A 14938-nucleotide genomic window follows, 5' to 3' on the forward strand; every position below is an offset into this window, starting at 1 on the left:
CGCTTGTTGCTCATAAACACCTCCATCAGCCTGAAAGTTTAAGGCTTCAGGGTGTCTAGAAAACCCGGGGCGATTCAAAACGCAGAAAACACCTGCTCAAAGTAGCCGGCTAGCTCTTCATCATTTTGTATTGATAGATCAGCATCCGCGATGAGCTCGGCGTTTCTATTCCCGCTAAAGGCTGCAGCGGTAGCATTAGCGGATCCGAATAGCAGCTGTCGCTTCCTTCTACGTGGGTTTTCTCGAACGAATTCAAAGTAAAAGGCTTTTATATGAACAAGTGCTGTTGCACGCGCCAGCCTAACCTCAAGCTCAACATGTGGCTTGCATGAACGCTTGAATTTCTCAATATCTTCAAGCCTCACACCATCATCGACCACTAAGCATAACCGGCGAGGCTTCAAGCGCTTAACCAACTCCTTCATAAACCGAGGATCAACATACGGCGCGATCACGAGCGCTCGGTCAGTCCAATATCCGTCTGGCAAAGTAAGCAGCTCAAAGCTCATTTTTATCCCAATGACAATTCAAAGTTCTATCTGAAAAATCCAAACAAAATCAGATTCCATAGGAAAATTAGGCGACTACACTACGCCACGAAACAATCAAAGCCTATGTCTCCAAGCGGCATAGACCATCAACAATGAACCCAAACCCAATGCGCTCCTGCTCCAAGCGCACCTTGGGTTCAATTCGGTCAAAACGCAAATCGTCGTAGAGTTCCGCTTCGCTCTCAGTCAGCCGCGAAAGCACGTTATGGGAGGGCTCAGGCTCCTTCACCCAGCACACCCGATGCGCCAGCAGCACCTCCCGATTCATCAGGAAGGACTCGGCATGCGGAAAGTAGCACCTGAACTGATCAAGGATTGCGAAACCATGCGTATCCAGATCCCCCCAGTAATGCACTCGGCATTGGCGAAGCCAATCAGCTCGGGACAAAGCGTCCCAACCGTAGCCAGCGCCAAATAGCACGATGGATCTCGGCACTGAGGGGAAAGCCAGAAAGTTGGTCTCGTTCTCCGTAATAAACACCCGTTCCAGCGGCAGGGATAGTGCCGCGAAACTCTCAGCATCAAGGGTTACATCCACCAATCCCTTGCACCCCGGCACACAGACCATTTCAGGATCGAGCATCCGGAACCTGATCCGCACGGGCTTTTCCTGGAAGCCATAACGACGCACAAACTGGAATACACCCGATACGTCATCGTCGATTGCTTCCACGGGCAAGGCCAGATCAAACAACTCAGCCAGAACGCCTCGATGCGACTCAATGAACTTGGTATCAACACCCGACACATCAACCTGGCGCATGTAGATGCCAGGGCGTGGATGAGCCTTCATCCAGGCGACGACTGCCAACAGCCTCGGCCAACAGTCGGACAACTCCAAGGCTTGCATTGGCCGTTTTTGTAGCCACGCCAGCAGCACTGGCTGCGCACCCTCGGTCATCTGCCACAAAGCACGAAAACGTTCAGTCGCACTGGCCTTGCCAATCATGGCCAATGCATCGGCCAAGGAGTCCACAAAGATGGCAGAGGGCAAGCGCTGGCACCCTTGCACACGGTGAGACCACTCCCGCCACTCAAGCCTGACATGAGCAATCTCCACAATGCGTTTTGCCCAGTCGCGAACCGCCTCAAAACGATCAGACAGATCTCCTGATGCCGGCCCTCGAAAGCTCAAACGCAGCGGCCAGACAAACTCATCCGACACACAGGCTCGCAGTAGTTCGCCCCGATCCCAGAGGCGCTGCACTTGGGCGCGAACATCCGCCTGCGTTGTCCAGTTCATGACACAGCCCCAAGCGCACTGGCCTTCTGTGTGCGATATTCATCAATGGAGAGGCACCTCATGCGTGAGTCTCGACCCGCTTCGTTATGCACGAAGCCCACGCTTGAAACAAAGGGTTCAATGACGTGGATCTTCTGCAGAGGCGTCACGATCAGCAATTGCAGATTCAGTTGCTGGAACAAGCGCAAGCCGTACTGCGCCGACTCATCAGAACCCCGCCCAAAGGCCTCGTCAATGACAACAAAGCGAAAGGAACGCGAACGCACCGCGCCCCATTCCAGTCCAAATTGATACGCAAGGCTGGCGGCCAGAATCGTGTAGGCGAGCTTTTCTTTCTGCCCACCCGATTTCCCGCCTGAGTCCGAGTAATGCTCGTACTCGGTTCTGTCCTCTCTCCAACGCTCACTGGCCGCAAACAGAAACCAGTTGCGCACATCGGTCACTTTGATGGTCCAGCGGCGATCCGCATCCGATAGTCCGTCCCGGCCCCGGAACCGATCAATAATCGCTTTCACCTGCAGGAATTTAGCCTCGGAGTACTGAGCATCCTCCGACCCTGTTAGCGTCCCTTCGATGCAGGCACGCAACTCCTGCTGAAAATCCCTGATTTCCACATCAGGACTCGTCTGAGGCTCCAGCACGATGTAACGGCCGGGGTTGTAGTCGATCTCGGCAAGCGATTTGTTGATGTAGTCGATACGTTCCTTGATCGTCTCGCGCTCCCGCGCCAGTTGCGCGTTGAAGTTTGCAATCTCATTGATCGTATTGACGTTCAGCAGCTCTTTGAAGCGCTCTGCAAATCGTGGCAGATCATCCAGCTTCAGCTTTTCAAGCAGGTTTTCATACTCAAATGCCGCCTCAAGATTCGCATCAAACTCAGCCGTCTCCAGCTTGAAAGCTTCCTTGAAGGAGACCATCGCCCGAATAATCCGGGCGGCCAGATCCTTGATCTTGCCGCCAACGGCATCAATCCGTTTGTCCTGCAGCCAGGTCCGAAGCTCTCGCTCACGGTTATCGCAAGACTCAACTGTCAAAACTGCATCCACCAATGCTTCATCACGCAAGGCATCAATGCTGGCCACCAGTGCTGCATCGATGACGACATCCTGAACAAGCGGCAGGGTCTGTTCGCGTAGTTCCGTTGCATCTGTGCGGCGCTGATCCGCCTTGGCTCGCCGCTCGCGCGCAGCCACCAAGGCATCGTCGGAGGCTTGAGCAGCGACCTGCAATGCCTTCAAGCGATCATTCAGCTCCTTGAGGATGTCTGAAGCCTGTTCGAGCATCTTCAGTTCATCATCCAGCACTGCAATCTCGGTCACGACGCTTGCCCAGTCGAGCTCCTCGAAGCTGCCGAATTCTTCCAGCCGCGCCAGCGCATCCAGTCGGCCCTGAAGTCCTCTTCGCTCTGTATCGCACTTTCCGACGAGGCTACCGATTTCGCCCAGATGAGTTTCAATCTGGCGGCGCTTCGCCTCTAGGGCTGCTACCTTGGCACTGTTACTCCAGCCCAAAACGTAACGGCTGCGGTCATCAATCCTGCTACGGTCATCCTTCTCATGCCGGCCACTCGGATCCTTAATCTGACCGACACGCGTAATGGCTCGCCTCTCCCGCCGGAACTGCTCTTGCGTGGCACAGCACGCAACGTCGAAGCGCATGCTCAGTTCACGCTCAAGCCAATCGTAGTAAGGAGAATCGGGCTTGACCGAAAGTTTGCGAACCAGTGAATCAGGGTGCAGAACAGGCAAATCCGATGCCCTGCGCGCCTGAACATGGAAGTACACAAAGCGCTCACGCAGATGGTTGCCATCTACCCACTCAGCCACCGCCTTGTAGTACTCATCAGGCACCAGAAGCGCCAGGCCGAAGCCACGCAGCAAGCGCTCCGCAGCACCTTCCCACTCGCGTTCGTCTTCACGAACCTGAATCAGCTCACCCGCAAACGGCATTTCCTCGACATCCAGACCCAGCGCTTGGCACAACGCATCACGTATCTGAATCTGCCGGTGATCGATGTTACTGACTCGCTGCTTCAGACTATCGATCTCGGTCATCAGCTGCTGGTGATCGAGCCTGCCCTGGCGCAAGGTTACGCCGTGCTCGGTCAAGGCGTTCTGCAGTTCAGCATCCCGGGCGCGCACATCCTCACGCCAGATTTTCAATTGCGAACGCTGCGCAACGAAAGCCGCTTCATCTGTCGCTACCGCCTCATCCAGCACGCTGACCAGCTCGGCATAACGCACCGACTTGGCCTTGCGCGCATCCCTGATTTTTTCTTTCTTGCGAATCTCTGTCGCCAGACTCTCCAGCCTGTCTCCACCGTTGTCACTGATATCGCGCTTCAGCTTCTCGATCTGGGTGCCCTGCTCTTCAAGCTCGCTGACGAGTCGACTGACTTGTGCATCCGCTCTTGCCCACTCCTCCTGCAACGAAGCAAGGCGCTTATCCAGCAGTTCCAGTTTCAGCTGAGCAAAGTAGGCACGCAGGGTGTCACGGCATTGCCGCAGCTGCGCCACCTCTGCCAGCAACTCATCATGACGCTTGCAATCGGCCACCAGCGGCGTCAGCAAGGCCATTTGCTGCTGCGCTTTCAGCACAGCCTGATGCGCACGATTCAGATCATCGAAGTGGCCGATCAAAGCTTTGATACGCGACTCAACCTCAAACGGCTCCAGCATGTGGCTACGCACAAAATCAGTCAGATTTCCGACTGACTTCATCGATACCGTCTGGTGAAACAGCTCCAGAGCCTGATCGCTCTCGATCCCAAATCTCCGCCGGAACCAGGCACCGTAAGGAGGGAAAGTCTCAAACAGCTCCGCTCCTGAAGCTCGCAGCTTCTTGCGCAGCGCAGTGATCTCACTGCCGAAGTTGGCAAAATCTGCTGCGATCGATAAGCCTCGCTCGGCCCCCACAAAGATCCGATCAGGCTGGCCGTGTGCGTCCTTCATCCAGAAAACCTGCGCCAAGGTCACAGTCTGGTCATAGCCCGCGTTATGGAAAACACCCAGGATCACGGAATAGTTGTTGTGATCACGCAGCGACACTGGCTTTGCAGCGCCGGTCGCTTCATTGCGCTCGGATTTGTAATGCCCTAACACATAGGAACGCAAAGTGCGTTCCTTGTTTTCTGCGCCAGCCGCCTTGTTGTAGGCAATGCGATGCGCAGGCACCAGCAGTGTGGTGATCGCATCCACTAACGTGGATTTACCGGAGCCAATGTCTCCCGTCAGCAGCCCGTTCTTTCCATCAAGCTGCATGCTCCACACTCGGCCGTCAAAGGTTCCCCAGTTGAACACCTCCAGTCTGGACAACCTGAAGCCTGACAATGCATCGTCTGCAACGAAATTCAGTTCCAGCGATTGCGTGTCATTCATCGCGCGCCTCCTTTGGGGCTGCGACGCCTGACAAGGCAGACCGATACACCTCAAGCTTGGCATCGAAATCGGCCAGCCACTGTGCATCAACAAAAGCCTTCAGAATGCGGCGCACCTCATAGCTGGCTACGCCCGCCTGACTGCCCGTTGCGGGCTTGAGCTTGTGCAAAAAACCCAGCTCGGCGACCTTGTTGATCGTGGTTTCGATCTGATCGATTAACTTCGCTTCGTTGGGACCATCAGGCAGGTACAAGCGCACCAGCTCCACAACATCATCACGGCTCAGCACCAACCGTGTATCGCCTCCGCCGGCATCAAACTCAGCCAGTTTCTTGCGCAAGAGCGCAAGCATCAAGCTCACGGGAAACGAGAGCGGGCGCCGTGCAATCAGTCGAGGCAAACGCGGCGCAGGGTCATCCGCATCAGGCTCGGGGCGACTCTTCAGAAACGCATAGCCTTCGGCCTCATCCAGCACGAGATCCAGATTGAGCACGGCCACATAGTCCCGCACCTGCGCCTGCAGGTTCAGCAAGCTGGCCCACTGGCGCTCATCCTGTTCGCGATACAGCACACCTTTCAGCAAACCAATAAGCAATACCGAAAGATCTGGTGCTGGGGCGATCTCTGCCGCCGTGAAATCTTGATCCATCCCTGGTAATTCCCCTGGCTCTCGTTGCTCGCCTGGTCAGCGCATGAAAATCACCCGCGCCAGATTTGCTGTTCTTGTAACCGACTGCCCACTGGCGGACATGGCTTGCCACTCAAGCGGCTCGGGCACGTTCTCATCCACCACCACACTGAAAACATCACTGCCCAGCTGAAGATAGGCCACCAGCTCCGCCAGCCCCTGTCGCATCGGCTGAGTTGCAACCAACTCACGTAGCGTAACTTGCGCCCGGTCCTGCAGCACCTGCCGGATGTGTCGGGTCAGCCGGGCCTTATCCACCACCACCTGCTCAAACATCACAGAAGGGTCGATATCTTGCTCTCCGGCCTCCAGTGTCAGCTGGGCGATGATGGGCTTCACGGCAGGCTTGAACAAGGGGCGCTCCATCGCCAATACGATGTACGCCTGTGATTCGGTGATCTCCATCACCACCCCGGCCGGTGGAGCCTCTCGCAAGGCCATCGCCTTGCCCTCGATGGCATGCAGGATATCCATGATCCGGCGGTTTTCCAGCCAGGCCTGATCATCCAGAAAACGCCGCAACTGCTGCGACAAGGCAGCGACCGTTCGCTGGGTATGCTCCCCTGCTTCCATCCAGTCGTAATGCACGCGGCGTGTGCGGCCATCAGGCTTCAGATCCGTCACCGCAGGTAAGGCCAGCACACGATCCAGCAACTCGCTCAGCTCTTCCTGACGACGACTCGAAAGAAGAAAGTCCCAGAAGGCACGGAAGCTCCTACCCTGATCCGAGTCAGCGATGGAATCCCGCTCACCCATGATCTCTTCAAGCAAGGCGCCCTTGCTGCCATCCCACAGGGCAATCCGTTCGCGCACGCGGCGGTCCAGCTGGCGAAAGTTGTGCTCCACCTCACGAAAATCTGCCAACAATTCACGCGCTCCTTGCATGAACTGCTGAAAACGATCTTTCAGCGCAGTGTCATCCAGCAGCGGTACATCCCCCGCCACGACGCGCGAAATCTCGGCATCAATCTCGTCTCGTTTTTTCTGAAGATCCGCAATCCGTTTGGCCGGATCCGCTTCACTGCCCTCACTCATCTGCTTAAGCAGATCAAACAAGGTCAGCAAACGCGATTCAGTGCCAACAAACTGGCGCTCAGACAACTGAGATAACCAGGCAATTGCCTTTTCAGTCGCGGGGGTCAGATCGAACTGGGCTTCATCCGTACCGGGCTTGTAGAACTTACGCAACCAGCCCTTATCGGGCGCAGCCCAATCGCTCAGGTATTCCAGTCCGGGTTTCGGAAAAGCCGTTTCACCCTTCTCGCCAAGCTGCAGCCGCAGGGCATACAGCTCATCCTCCAGGGCTTCAGCAAGATCCGCTGCCGCCATCACCCGCACATTCGGCAGCACAAACACCCGATGCAGAAAACTAGTCACCAGCGGCGCATGATCCGAACGCAACAACCGCCACGCGGGGTGGTGGGTGCGTAGAGCATCGAGAGTGGCGAAGTCGAGTGTCATGCGGCTGGGTCGGCAAGTCCTTAGAACAAAGCAATCTGTCGCGTGACCTGCTCGCGTAACGAGTTGGTGTTAGCAACTCTCAATTGTTTGATGGCAGTGAGATTGAATCCCACATCGTCTTTCGCATCGCCAATGCTACCGTTATGCAGCAACAGGAAATTTTCATGCTTGAGACCCTTGCCTTGGTTGAGCCCCATCAGGTAGGTAATGTTTTTCTGGTCGGCATCGAAACTAATCCGATTCTTGGCCAACCCCTGCTAAATGGTAATCTCCCCATTAGTGGCAGCTTCCAGAAGTAGAAACTAAGTGGCTTGTGCCAGTTTCTGTTTTGATGTGAAGCCTCCTAATGCCATGTGGGGCCGTTCGTGATTGTAGATCCATAGCCATTGCGTTGCATGTTCTTGCACCTGTTCAATCGATTCAAACAGGTGCTGACTGAACATGAGCTCAGAAGAAATGTCCCCCGCAACTCGAAGCAAAGACATTCCACGCGCCTGGATCGAAACTCCAATCGTCACTGGTGATACCGCCAAGGTCGTTGTGTACCCAGGCGGAGAGAAGCACGACAAGCCGCCCGCATCCAGTCTCGGCCGCAATCTCTTCTATCTCAAGAGGGACCCCATGAGAGGCTGGCGAATCACGAATGTGCTGATTCACGACTACTGGCCAGACATCCCGAACGATCCCCACAGTTGCGAGTACGGCTTTGCCAACCGAGCACCGACGCCCGAACAAGAGAAGGACGTTCCCAAGCATTGCAAGTGATGCCTTCCACGGACATGTCACCGCCTTCGAACGCCAGCGAGGCCTGCCCTCTCTCCAAACACCTCGCCCGCAAGCGGGCAAGGGAAGTGCAGAGCGCACGGGTGAATCTTGGTTGCCAGCCCTCCAAAGTTCGGGACGATGATTTTGTCTTAATTCATACCTTCTTTTGCAAACCCCGACGACGTACTGAGGGGAAATATCGTCCAATAGCGCTTGACCTTGCAGCCCCCAATCCACCGCAAGATCTCGGCATTTGCTGTGCGCAATGAAAAAGGCGCCCTCAGGCGCCTTTTTAGCGGGAATTCGCAGGCTCAGACCGACATGTTCATGATGTCCTGATAGGCCGTGACAAGCTTGTTACGGACCTGGACCATCTGCTGGAAGGAGAGGTTGGCTTTTTGCAGGTTGACCATCACGTCTTGCAGGTTGACATTGGGGTCGCCGGCGGAGAAGTCTTGCGCCATTTGCTGGGCCGACTCTTGTGCCTGGCTCACTTGCTGCAGGGCGCCTTGCAGGGCGCTGGCGAAATCGGTGCCGCCCGCCGATTGGGCAGACGCAGTGCTCTTGCCGGCAGCTACATCTGCTGTCGCCCGCAATTGCCCAATCATCTGCTCAATACCACGTGTGTCCATAGCCGTCCGCCTCAGTGTTAGAACTGTAAAAGCAGGTTACATGCCATGAAGGTGGCCTCAGATATCGGTGAAGCCTTCTTCACGGTACTGCTGCAGTTTATAACGCAAGGTCCGTTCCGAGATACCCAGCTTTTCGACGGCTTTCTTGCGCGAGCCGCCGACCGCCTTGAGGGTATCCAGAATGTGCTGGCGCTCCAGATCGCGCATGCTGGCGGGCTTGTCAAGTGTTTGATCTGCTTGCCTTTGTAGCGCCGCACCGCCAGCACTGGCGCCTTCGTAATTGAGCGGCACGGCCGTTTGCGGCGGCGCGGCCGGTGGCGCAGATTGATTGACGAAGCTGGCGGTCGCCGGCAAGCACAGACGCACGTCATCGGCGGTGATGGTGTCACCCGAGGCGACGATGAGCGCGCGCTGCACGGTATTCTCCAGCTCACGCACATTGCCGGGCCATTGCCAGGCGGCAAGAATTGCCGCTGCTTCGTCGGCAATTTTTGCCGTTTTGCCGATCCGTTCGCCGTGCCGCTCGATGAAATGCCGCGCCAGGGGCACGATGTCGGCGGGCCGCTCACGCAGGCTGGGAATGGCCAGCGGGAAAACATTGAGGCGGTAGTAAAGGTCTTCGCGGAAGCGCCCGGCCTGCACTTCACGCATCATGTCGCGGTTGCTGGTGGCCAGCACGCGGATGTCGAGGCCGATCGGCTTCTTGCCGCCGACGCGTTCGACTTCGCGCTCCTGCAGCACGCGCAGCATTTTCGCCTGCAGCCCCAGGGGCATTTCGGAGACTTCATCAAGCAGGATGGTGCCGCCCTGCGCCTGCTCGAACTTGCCAGCCTGGGCCGTTTGCGCGCCGGTAAAACTGCCCTTCTCGAAGCCAAACAACGTAGCTTCGAGCAGATTCTCGGGAATCGCCGCGCAGTTGATGGCAACAAAGGGGCCGCTGCGGCGCCGCGAATGCTGGTGGATGTAGCGTGCAAAGACTTCTTTACCGGTACCCGACTCGCCGGTGAGCATGATGGTGGCGTCGGTCTCGGCGACCTTGGCGGCCATCGCCAGCGCGTTGCGGGTGCGCGGGTCTTGTGCCACGGTATCTTCCTGCTGTGGCGCGACGGTCGCGTGGCGACGCACATTGTCGAGCAGCACATCGGGCTCGAAGGGCTTCATGAGGAAGTCGCAAGCGCCGCCGCGCATGGCCGCCACGGCTTTGTCGACGTCGCCAAAGGCGGTCATCAGCAGCACCGGCATCTGCGCGTGTTTGGCGCGGATGTTGGCGAGCAGGGTCAGGCCGTCCATCGGGTCCATGCGCAGGTCGGTGATGACCAGATTGAAATTGGCCTGCTCCAGTTCGCGCAGCGCGTCCGGCCCGCTGGCGGCGAGTGCCACGCGGTGACCAGCGGAGCGCAGGATCATGCCGATGGCGTCGCGCAGGGCGGGATCGTCGTCGACGACGAGGATATTGAGTGCTTCGATCATGCTGTTTCTCGCTCGGTTCGGACATCGTGCTGGCTGGATGTCACGGCTGACAGGATGAAACGGAATTCGCTGCCCTCGCCCGGTGCGGAACGCAGAGCGATGTCACCACCATGGGCGCGGGCAACGCCACGTGCGATGGCCAGGCCCAGGCCGGTGCCGTCGGCACGCGTGGTGAAAAAGGGTTCAAACAGACGTGCCTGCATGTCGAGCGGGATGCCGCGCCCGTTGTCACGCACGCAAAAAGCCACTTGCTCGCCATCTTCCTCGGCCGAGAGGCGGACTTCGCCATCCTGGCCGACTGCTTGGATGGCGTTTTCAAGCAGATTGAGCAAGGCGCTGGCGATTTCCTTGCGGTTGCCGAACAGCTGCTGGGTCTGCGCCAGGCATTCGCAACTGAAGCGGATGTCCTGCGCGCGCGCCACGGGCTCGATGGTGGCCGCCAGTTCAGCGATCAGATCACAGGCGCCGAACTGCTCGCGCCCTAGCGCTTCGCCGCGCGCAAAGATCAGCATGTCGTCGATCAGCTTCTTGAGGTGGCGCAGACGCTCCACCGCGCGCTCGGCGACGCTGACGCGGTCGGCAGCATCCAGATGCACGGTGGCCAGATGGCCGGTGTAGAGCAGCGCAGCCGACAACGGCGTGCGCAGCTGGTGCGCCAGCGAGGCGACCATCTCGCCCATCGAGGCCAGGCGTTCGTTACGTGAGGAGGTCAGGCGCATGCGCCAGGCTTCGGTGACATCATGAACCAGCACGATGCGGCCGCCCGACTGCGTCTGGCTGGTCGCCGAGATCGACACCCGGCGCACCTGCATCGGGTCTTCCGGCACCGGCGCCAGCGCCCACTCGCCGGGCGTATCGCTGGCCTGCAGGGCCTGCGCCGCGAACTCCTGCCAGTCACGCGCCTTGAGTTCGACACCAAAAATGTCCTGCGCCGCCCCATTGCATTGTTCGACGCGGCCTTGCTGATCCAGCACCACCACGCCGGCCGGCAAGGCGGCGAGCAGCAGATCGAGACGTTCGGTGAGCACCCCGACCTGGCCCTGCAAACCACTATAGGCAACGGTCAGCTCGTCGGACGCGCGGGCGAAGACCTGGAATGCCTCGGCCAGGCTGGCGGCATCGAGTGGCTGCGCGAAGGTTTGCAGATCAGGCGTGCTCATGGCGAAATCGGTGATGACACGCCTTGCACTCTAGCCCCGCAAGCGGTGCGCGAGCCACGGGAGAAGCCGGCAAAACTTGCCGCTTATCGACAACTTGCCGCCCTCGGCCGCAGCGCAGAATGCGTTCATCACAAATGGGATGAGTGCATTTCAAGAGATGGCTGCCGACAACGCCCTGCCGCAACCAGCCACATCGCCCATGCAGGCGATCATGGACAATCTGGCCCGCCTCACCGCCAAGCAGAAAATTGCTGGCGCGGTGGCCTTGGCCGTGGCCATTGCCTTGATTGCCGGCGTCTGGATGTGGAGCAGCCAGCCGCAGTACGCCATCCTGTTCTCCAATATCGCTGAAAAAGACGGCGGCGCGATCATCACCGCGCTGCAGCAGCAAAACGTGCCCTACCGGGTCGAAAACGCAGGCGGCACCATCCTCGTGCCGAGCACCCGTGCCAATGAACTGCGCCTGCTGCTGGCTTCGCAAGGCCTGCCCAAGGGGGGCCTGGTCGGCTTCGAGCTGCTCGAAAACCAGAAGATCGGCATCTCGCAATTCAACGAGCAGATCAATTACCAGCGCGGCCTCGAAGGCGAGCTGGCGCGCACCATTCAGTCCCTCGCGGCGGTGTCGGGCGCCCGCGTGCATCTGGCGATCCCCAAACAAACCGCATTCCTGCGCGACGCGCAAAAGCCGACGGCTTCGGTGGTGGTCAGCCTCAATCCGGGGCGTCGCCTGGAGCCCCAGCAGATTGCCGGCATCCTGCACCTGGTTGCCGCCAGCGTGCCGGAGCTCTCGACCAGCCAGGTCAGCGTAATCGATCAGAACGGCAACCTGCTCACGCGCAGCGGCGATGGCCGCTCTTCTGGCCTCGATTCGACCCAGCTCGGTTACATCGAGGAAGTCGAAAACAGCTACATCAAGCGTATCGACAGCATTCTCGAACCGGTGCTGGGCGCGGGCAATTTCAAGGCCCAGGTGACGGCCGACATCGACTTTGACACCACCGAGCAGACCTCGGAGACCTACAAGCCGAATCCGCCGCCGAACACCACCATCCGCAGCCAGCAAACGGCCGAGAATGCTACCAATATGCCGCAAGCCATCGGCGTGCCGGGCGCGCTGAGCAACCAGCCACCGGTGCCCGCATCGGCGCCGCTGACCAGCCCTGCCGTGCCGGGCACGAGCGGCGGCCAATCGCAACCGAGCACCATCAACAAGAGTTCGACCGTCAATTACGAGGTCGACAAGACCGTGCAGCACGTCAAGCGCGCGCTCGGCTCGGTACGTCGCCTGTCGGTCGCCATGGTGGTCAACAACAAGCTGGAAAAAGGCCCCAAGGGCGACAGCAAATCGGTGCCGCATACCGAAGAGGAACTCAAGAAGATCAACGATCTGGTGCGTGAAGCCGTCGGCCTGAACAAGGATCGCGGCGACACCCTCAACCTCGTCAATACCGCCTTTACCGAACCGGTGCGCGAAGAAGTCGCCGAGCTGCCGCTGTGGAAGAACCCGGAAGTCATCGCCAACGGCAAGGAAGCGCTGCGCTGGCTGCTGCTGCTCGGGGTGATCCTGTTCGTGGCACGCGGCGTCATCAAACCCTTGCTGGGCACCCTGATACCGCCCAAGCCGACGGAAGAGGAAACTGCCGAAAGCGAAGACGCCGCAGCCGAGGCCGAAGCGGCGGCGGCCAGCGAGCTCAACGACGATGGTGTTTCGCAGGAAGTCATGGAGGCCGAACTGGCCAAGATGAGTTTCGAGAAGAAACTCGCCCGCGCACGCGAAATCGCCGAGAAGGAACCGCGCGTGGTTGCTCAACTCTTGAAGGAATGGCTGGCAGGAGGCCCTGGTGGCGGACACTAACGAAGCGCTCGACGATTGCGCACTGCTCTTGCTGACGCTCGGCCCCGATCGTGCGGCCGAGGTTCTCAAACACATGTCGCCGCGCGAGGTGCAAAAGCTCGGCAGCGCGATGGCCAAGCTGCCACCGCAGCCACGCGAACGCGTCGAAAAGCTGGTCGAACAGATGCAGCTGCATGCCGCGCGCGGCTCGCAGATCGAGGCGCACGAAGACGACATTCGCATCATGCTGACCAAGGCGCTCGGCGACGAACGCGCCGCCAACCTGATCTCGCGCGTGCTGCAAGGCTCGGACACGGCCGGTATCGAATCGCTCAAGTGGATGGATGCGGCCACCGCGGCCGACCTGATCAAGAACGAACACCCGCAGATCATCGCCACCATCCTGGTGCACCTGGAGTTCGATCACGCCGGCGAAATCCTCAAGCATTTCACCGAACGCCAGCGCAATGACATTCTGCTGCGCATCGCCACCCTCGATGGCGTGCAGCCGACCGCCCTGCGCGAACTCAATGAAGCGCTCACCCGCGTGCTCTCCGGCTCCGGCAATTCGCTCAAGAAGACGTCGATGGGCGGCACCAAGCATGCGGCTGAAATCCTCAACTTCGTCGGCAGCGCGGCCGAGACCGCGATTCTCGACAATGTGCGCGAATACGACCCGGATCTGGCGCAACGCATCCTCGACGAAATGTTCGTCTTCGAGAACCTCATGGATGTCGATGACCGTGGCATCCAGGTGATCCTGCGCGAAGTGCAGTCCGATCAGCTGATTCTCGCCCTCAAGGGCGCTAATCCGGAAATGCGCGAGAAGATCTTCAAGAATATGTCATCGCGGGCGGCCGAGATGATGCGCGAAGACCTCGAAAGCAAAGGCCCGGTGCGTCTCTCCGAAGTCGAAGGCGCGCAGAAGGAAGTGCTCAAGATTGCACGTCGCCTCTCCGAAGAAGGGCAGATTGCGCTGGGCGGCGGCGGCGACGACGCCTTTGTGTAAGACAGAAGTTCCGGCAATGCGGACCCACAAGACAATGACCCCGCCGCGCACTGCGCGGCTTATGAGAGGCTGATCCAGCATGTCTTCCGTGATCCAGAACAATCAAGCTTCGGGGGCCTATCGGCGGGTGGAGTTCGTCAATTTCGACGCCCCCCAGACCACGCATGCAGCGGCGCAACAAGCCCAGCAAGAAGAAATCATCCCCGAACGCCTGGAAGTGGCGCCCGGCATCACCCTGCCCACCGCCGACGATCTTGAACGCCTGCACCAGGAAGCCTGGAAAGAAGGCTATGCCGCCGGCTACGACGAAGGCAGCGCACGCGGTCGCCTGGAAGCGGCCGAACTGCACCAGTTGCTGCAATCCTTCGATGCCGCGCTGTCGAATTTCGATCAGGAAGTCGCCGAAGAGCTGCAAGCCCTGGCGCTGGAAATCGCCCGCCAGGTCGTGCGCGACAGCCTCAAGCTGCAACCGGAGAGCGTGCTGGCGGTGATCCGCGAAGCCCTCTCGCAACTGCCGCAAAGTGGCGCCACCATTCACGTCAACACGCAAGATGCGGCGCTGGTGCGCCAGTATCTGGGCGAGCAGTTCGAAAGTGCCGGACACCGTCTGATCGAGAGCGACAAGGTCACGCCCGGCGGCTGCCTGGTCGACTCGGAGGGCGGGCAGATCGACGCACAGATCGCCACCCGCTGGCGCCGCGTGGTGGAAAACATCACCCGCAACGTACCGCCGCTGGACGAGGAGTAA

13 protein-coding genes and 1 pseudogene are annotated in these 14938 nt (G+C 59.0%); 4 read left to right on the forward strand and 10 right to left on the reverse strand.

The genetic code is table 11. The features are described from left to right. Window positions 1-74: 74 nt before the first annotated feature. From ABDB84_RS10480 to ABDB84_RS10510, 7 genes and pseudogenes are all read right to left on the reverse strand, one after another. Window positions 75-509 (reverse strand): phospholipase D-like domain-containing protein, encoded by a 435-nt coding sequence (locus ABDB84_RS10480; RefSeq protein ID WP_345919676.1) that lies wholly within the window; start codon window positions 507-509, stop codon window positions 75-77. 103 nt (window positions 510-612) lie between these two features. Continuing rightward, window positions 613-1794: a DUF3322 domain-containing protein gene (locus ABDB84_RS10485; protein WP_345919677.1), complete on the reverse strand. Its 1182-nt coding sequence runs from the start codon at window positions 1792-1794 to the stop codon at window positions 613-615. Then, window positions 1791-5171 (reverse strand): ATP-binding protein, encoded by a 3381-nt coding sequence (locus tag ABDB84_RS10490; RefSeq protein WP_345919678.1) that lies wholly within the window; start codon window positions 5169-5171, stop codon window positions 1791-1793. Before ABDB84_RS10490 ends, ABDB84_RS10485 begins: the two co-directional genes overlap by 4 nt. Beyond that, window positions 5164-5820 carry a DUF4194 domain-containing protein gene (locus tag ABDB84_RS10495; protein ID WP_345919679.1) on the reverse strand — a complete coding sequence of 219 codons (657 nt, stop codon included), beginning with the start codon at window positions 5818-5820 and terminating at the stop codon, window positions 5164-5166. The genes ABDB84_RS10490 and ABDB84_RS10495 overlap by 8 nt, the downstream gene beginning before the upstream one ends. Before the next feature lie 36 nt (window positions 5821-5856). Further along, a complete protein-coding gene (locus tag ABDB84_RS10500) occupies window positions 5857-7320 on the reverse strand; it encodes a DUF3375 domain-containing protein (RefSeq protein WP_345919680.1) in 1464 nt (487 codons plus the stop codon). A gap of 20 nt (window positions 7321-7340) precedes the next feature. Beyond that, window positions 7341-7571: a hypothetical protein gene (locus ABDB84_RS10505; protein WP_345919681.1), complete on the reverse strand. Its 231-nt coding sequence runs from the start codon at window positions 7569-7571 to the stop codon at window positions 7341-7343. Window positions 7572-7622: 51 nt separating this feature from the next. Further along, window positions 7623-7751 (reverse strand): annotated as a pseudogene (locus ABDB84_RS10510) (integrase core domain-containing protein); the annotation flags it as partial. 10 nt (window positions 7752-7761) lie between these two features. On the opposite strand from ABDB84_RS10510, the gene ABDB84_RS10515 reads away from it, so the two are divergent. Then, window positions 7762-8085: a hypothetical protein gene (locus ABDB84_RS10515; RefSeq protein WP_345919682.1), complete on the forward strand. Its 324-nt coding sequence runs from the start codon at window positions 7762-7764 to the stop codon at window positions 8083-8085. 311 nt (window positions 8086-8396) lie between these two features. On the opposite strand, the gene fliE is transcribed toward ABDB84_RS10515, so the two are convergent. The 3 genes from fliE to ABDB84_RS10530 are packed head-to-tail and all read right to left on the reverse strand — an operon-like array spanning window position 8397 to window position 11347. Continuing rightward, window positions 8397-8717: a flagellar hook-basal body complex protein FliE gene (gene fliE, locus ABDB84_RS10520; RefSeq protein WP_345919683.1), complete on the reverse strand. Its 321-nt coding sequence runs from the start codon at window positions 8715-8717 to the stop codon at window positions 8397-8399. 57 nt (window positions 8718-8774) lie between these two features. Then, window positions 8775-10187: a sigma-54-dependent transcriptional regulator gene (locus tag ABDB84_RS10525; RefSeq protein ID WP_345919684.1), complete on the reverse strand. Its 1413-nt coding sequence runs from the start codon at window positions 10185-10187 to the stop codon at window positions 8775-8777. Further along, a complete protein-coding gene (locus ABDB84_RS10530) occupies window positions 10184-11347 on the reverse strand; it encodes a sensor histidine kinase (protein WP_345919685.1) in 1164 nt (387 codons plus the stop codon). Before ABDB84_RS10530 ends, ABDB84_RS10525 begins: the two co-directional genes overlap by 4 nt. Window positions 11348-11486: 139 nt before the next feature. On the opposite strand from ABDB84_RS10530, the gene fliF reads away from it, so the two are divergent. From fliF to ABDB84_RS10545, 3 genes are all read left to right on the forward strand, one after another. Further along, the gene (gene fliF / locus ABDB84_RS10535) at window positions 11487-13202 is read left to right on the forward strand and encodes a flagellar basal-body MS-ring/collar protein FliF (protein ID WP_345919686.1); all 1716 of its coding nucleotides are present in this window, start codon (window positions 11487-11489) and stop codon (window positions 13200-13202) included. Beyond that, window positions 13186-14190: a flagellar motor switch protein FliG gene (fliG, locus tag ABDB84_RS10540; RefSeq protein ID WP_428715090.1), complete on the forward strand. Its 1005-nt coding sequence runs from the start codon at window positions 13186-13188 to the stop codon at window positions 14188-14190. The genes fliF and fliG overlap by 17 nt, the downstream gene beginning before the upstream one ends. A 79-nt stretch (window positions 14191-14269) precedes the next feature. Further along, window positions 14270-14938 carry a flagellar assembly protein FliH gene (locus ABDB84_RS10545; RefSeq protein ID WP_345919688.1) on the forward strand — a complete coding sequence of 223 codons (669 nt, stop codon included), beginning with the start codon at window positions 14270-14272 and terminating at the stop codon, window positions 14936-14938.

The organism is Uliginosibacterium sediminicola, from assembly GCF_039631295.1.
Lineage (GTDB): Bacteria > Pseudomonadota > Gammaproteobacteria > Burkholderiales > Rhodocyclaceae > Viridibacterium > Viridibacterium sediminicola.

Excerpts from the sequence above, each read along its gene's own strand:
- ABDB84_RS10480 (WP_345919676.1), bottom strand. The coding sequence starts at position 509 with ATGAGCTTTGAGCTGCTTACTTTGCCAGACGGATATTGGACTGACCGA.
- ABDB84_RS10485 (WP_345919677.1), bottom strand. The coding sequence starts at position 1,794 with ATGAACTGGACAACGCAGGCGGATGTTCGCGCCCAAGTGCAGCGCCTC.
- ABDB84_RS10490 (WP_345919678.1), bottom strand. The coding sequence starts at position 5,171 with ATGAATGACACGCAATCGCTGGAACTGAATTTCGTTGCAGACGATGCA.
- ABDB84_RS10495 (WP_345919679.1), bottom strand. The coding sequence starts at position 5,820 with ATGGATCAAGATTTCACGGCGGCAGAGATCGCCCCAGCACCAGATCTT.
- ABDB84_RS10500 (WP_345919680.1), bottom strand. The coding sequence starts at position 7,320 with ATGACACTCGACTTCGCCACTCTCGATGCTCTACGCACCCACCACCCC.
- ABDB84_RS10515 (WP_345919682.1), top strand. The coding sequence starts at position 7,762 with ATGAGCTCAGAAGAAATGTCCCCCGCAACTCGAAGCAAAGACATTCCA.
- fliE (WP_345919683.1), bottom strand. The coding sequence starts at position 8,717 with ATGGACACACGTGGTATTGAGCAGATGATTGGGCAATTGCGGGCGACA.
- ABDB84_RS10525 (WP_345919684.1), bottom strand. The coding sequence starts at position 10,187 with ATGATCGAAGCACTCAATATCCTCGTCGTCGACGACGATCCCGCCCTG.
- ABDB84_RS10530 (WP_345919685.1), bottom strand. The coding sequence starts at position 11,347 with ATGAGCACGCCTGATCTGCAAACCTTCGCGCAGCCACTCGATGCCGCC.
- fliF (WP_345919686.1), top strand. The coding sequence starts at position 11,487 with ATGAGTGCATTTCAAGAGATGGCTGCCGACAACGCCCTGCCGCAACCA.
- ABDB84_RS10545 (WP_345919688.1), top strand. The coding sequence starts at position 14,270 with ATGTCTTCCGTGATCCAGAACAATCAAGCTTCGGGGGCCTATCGGCGG.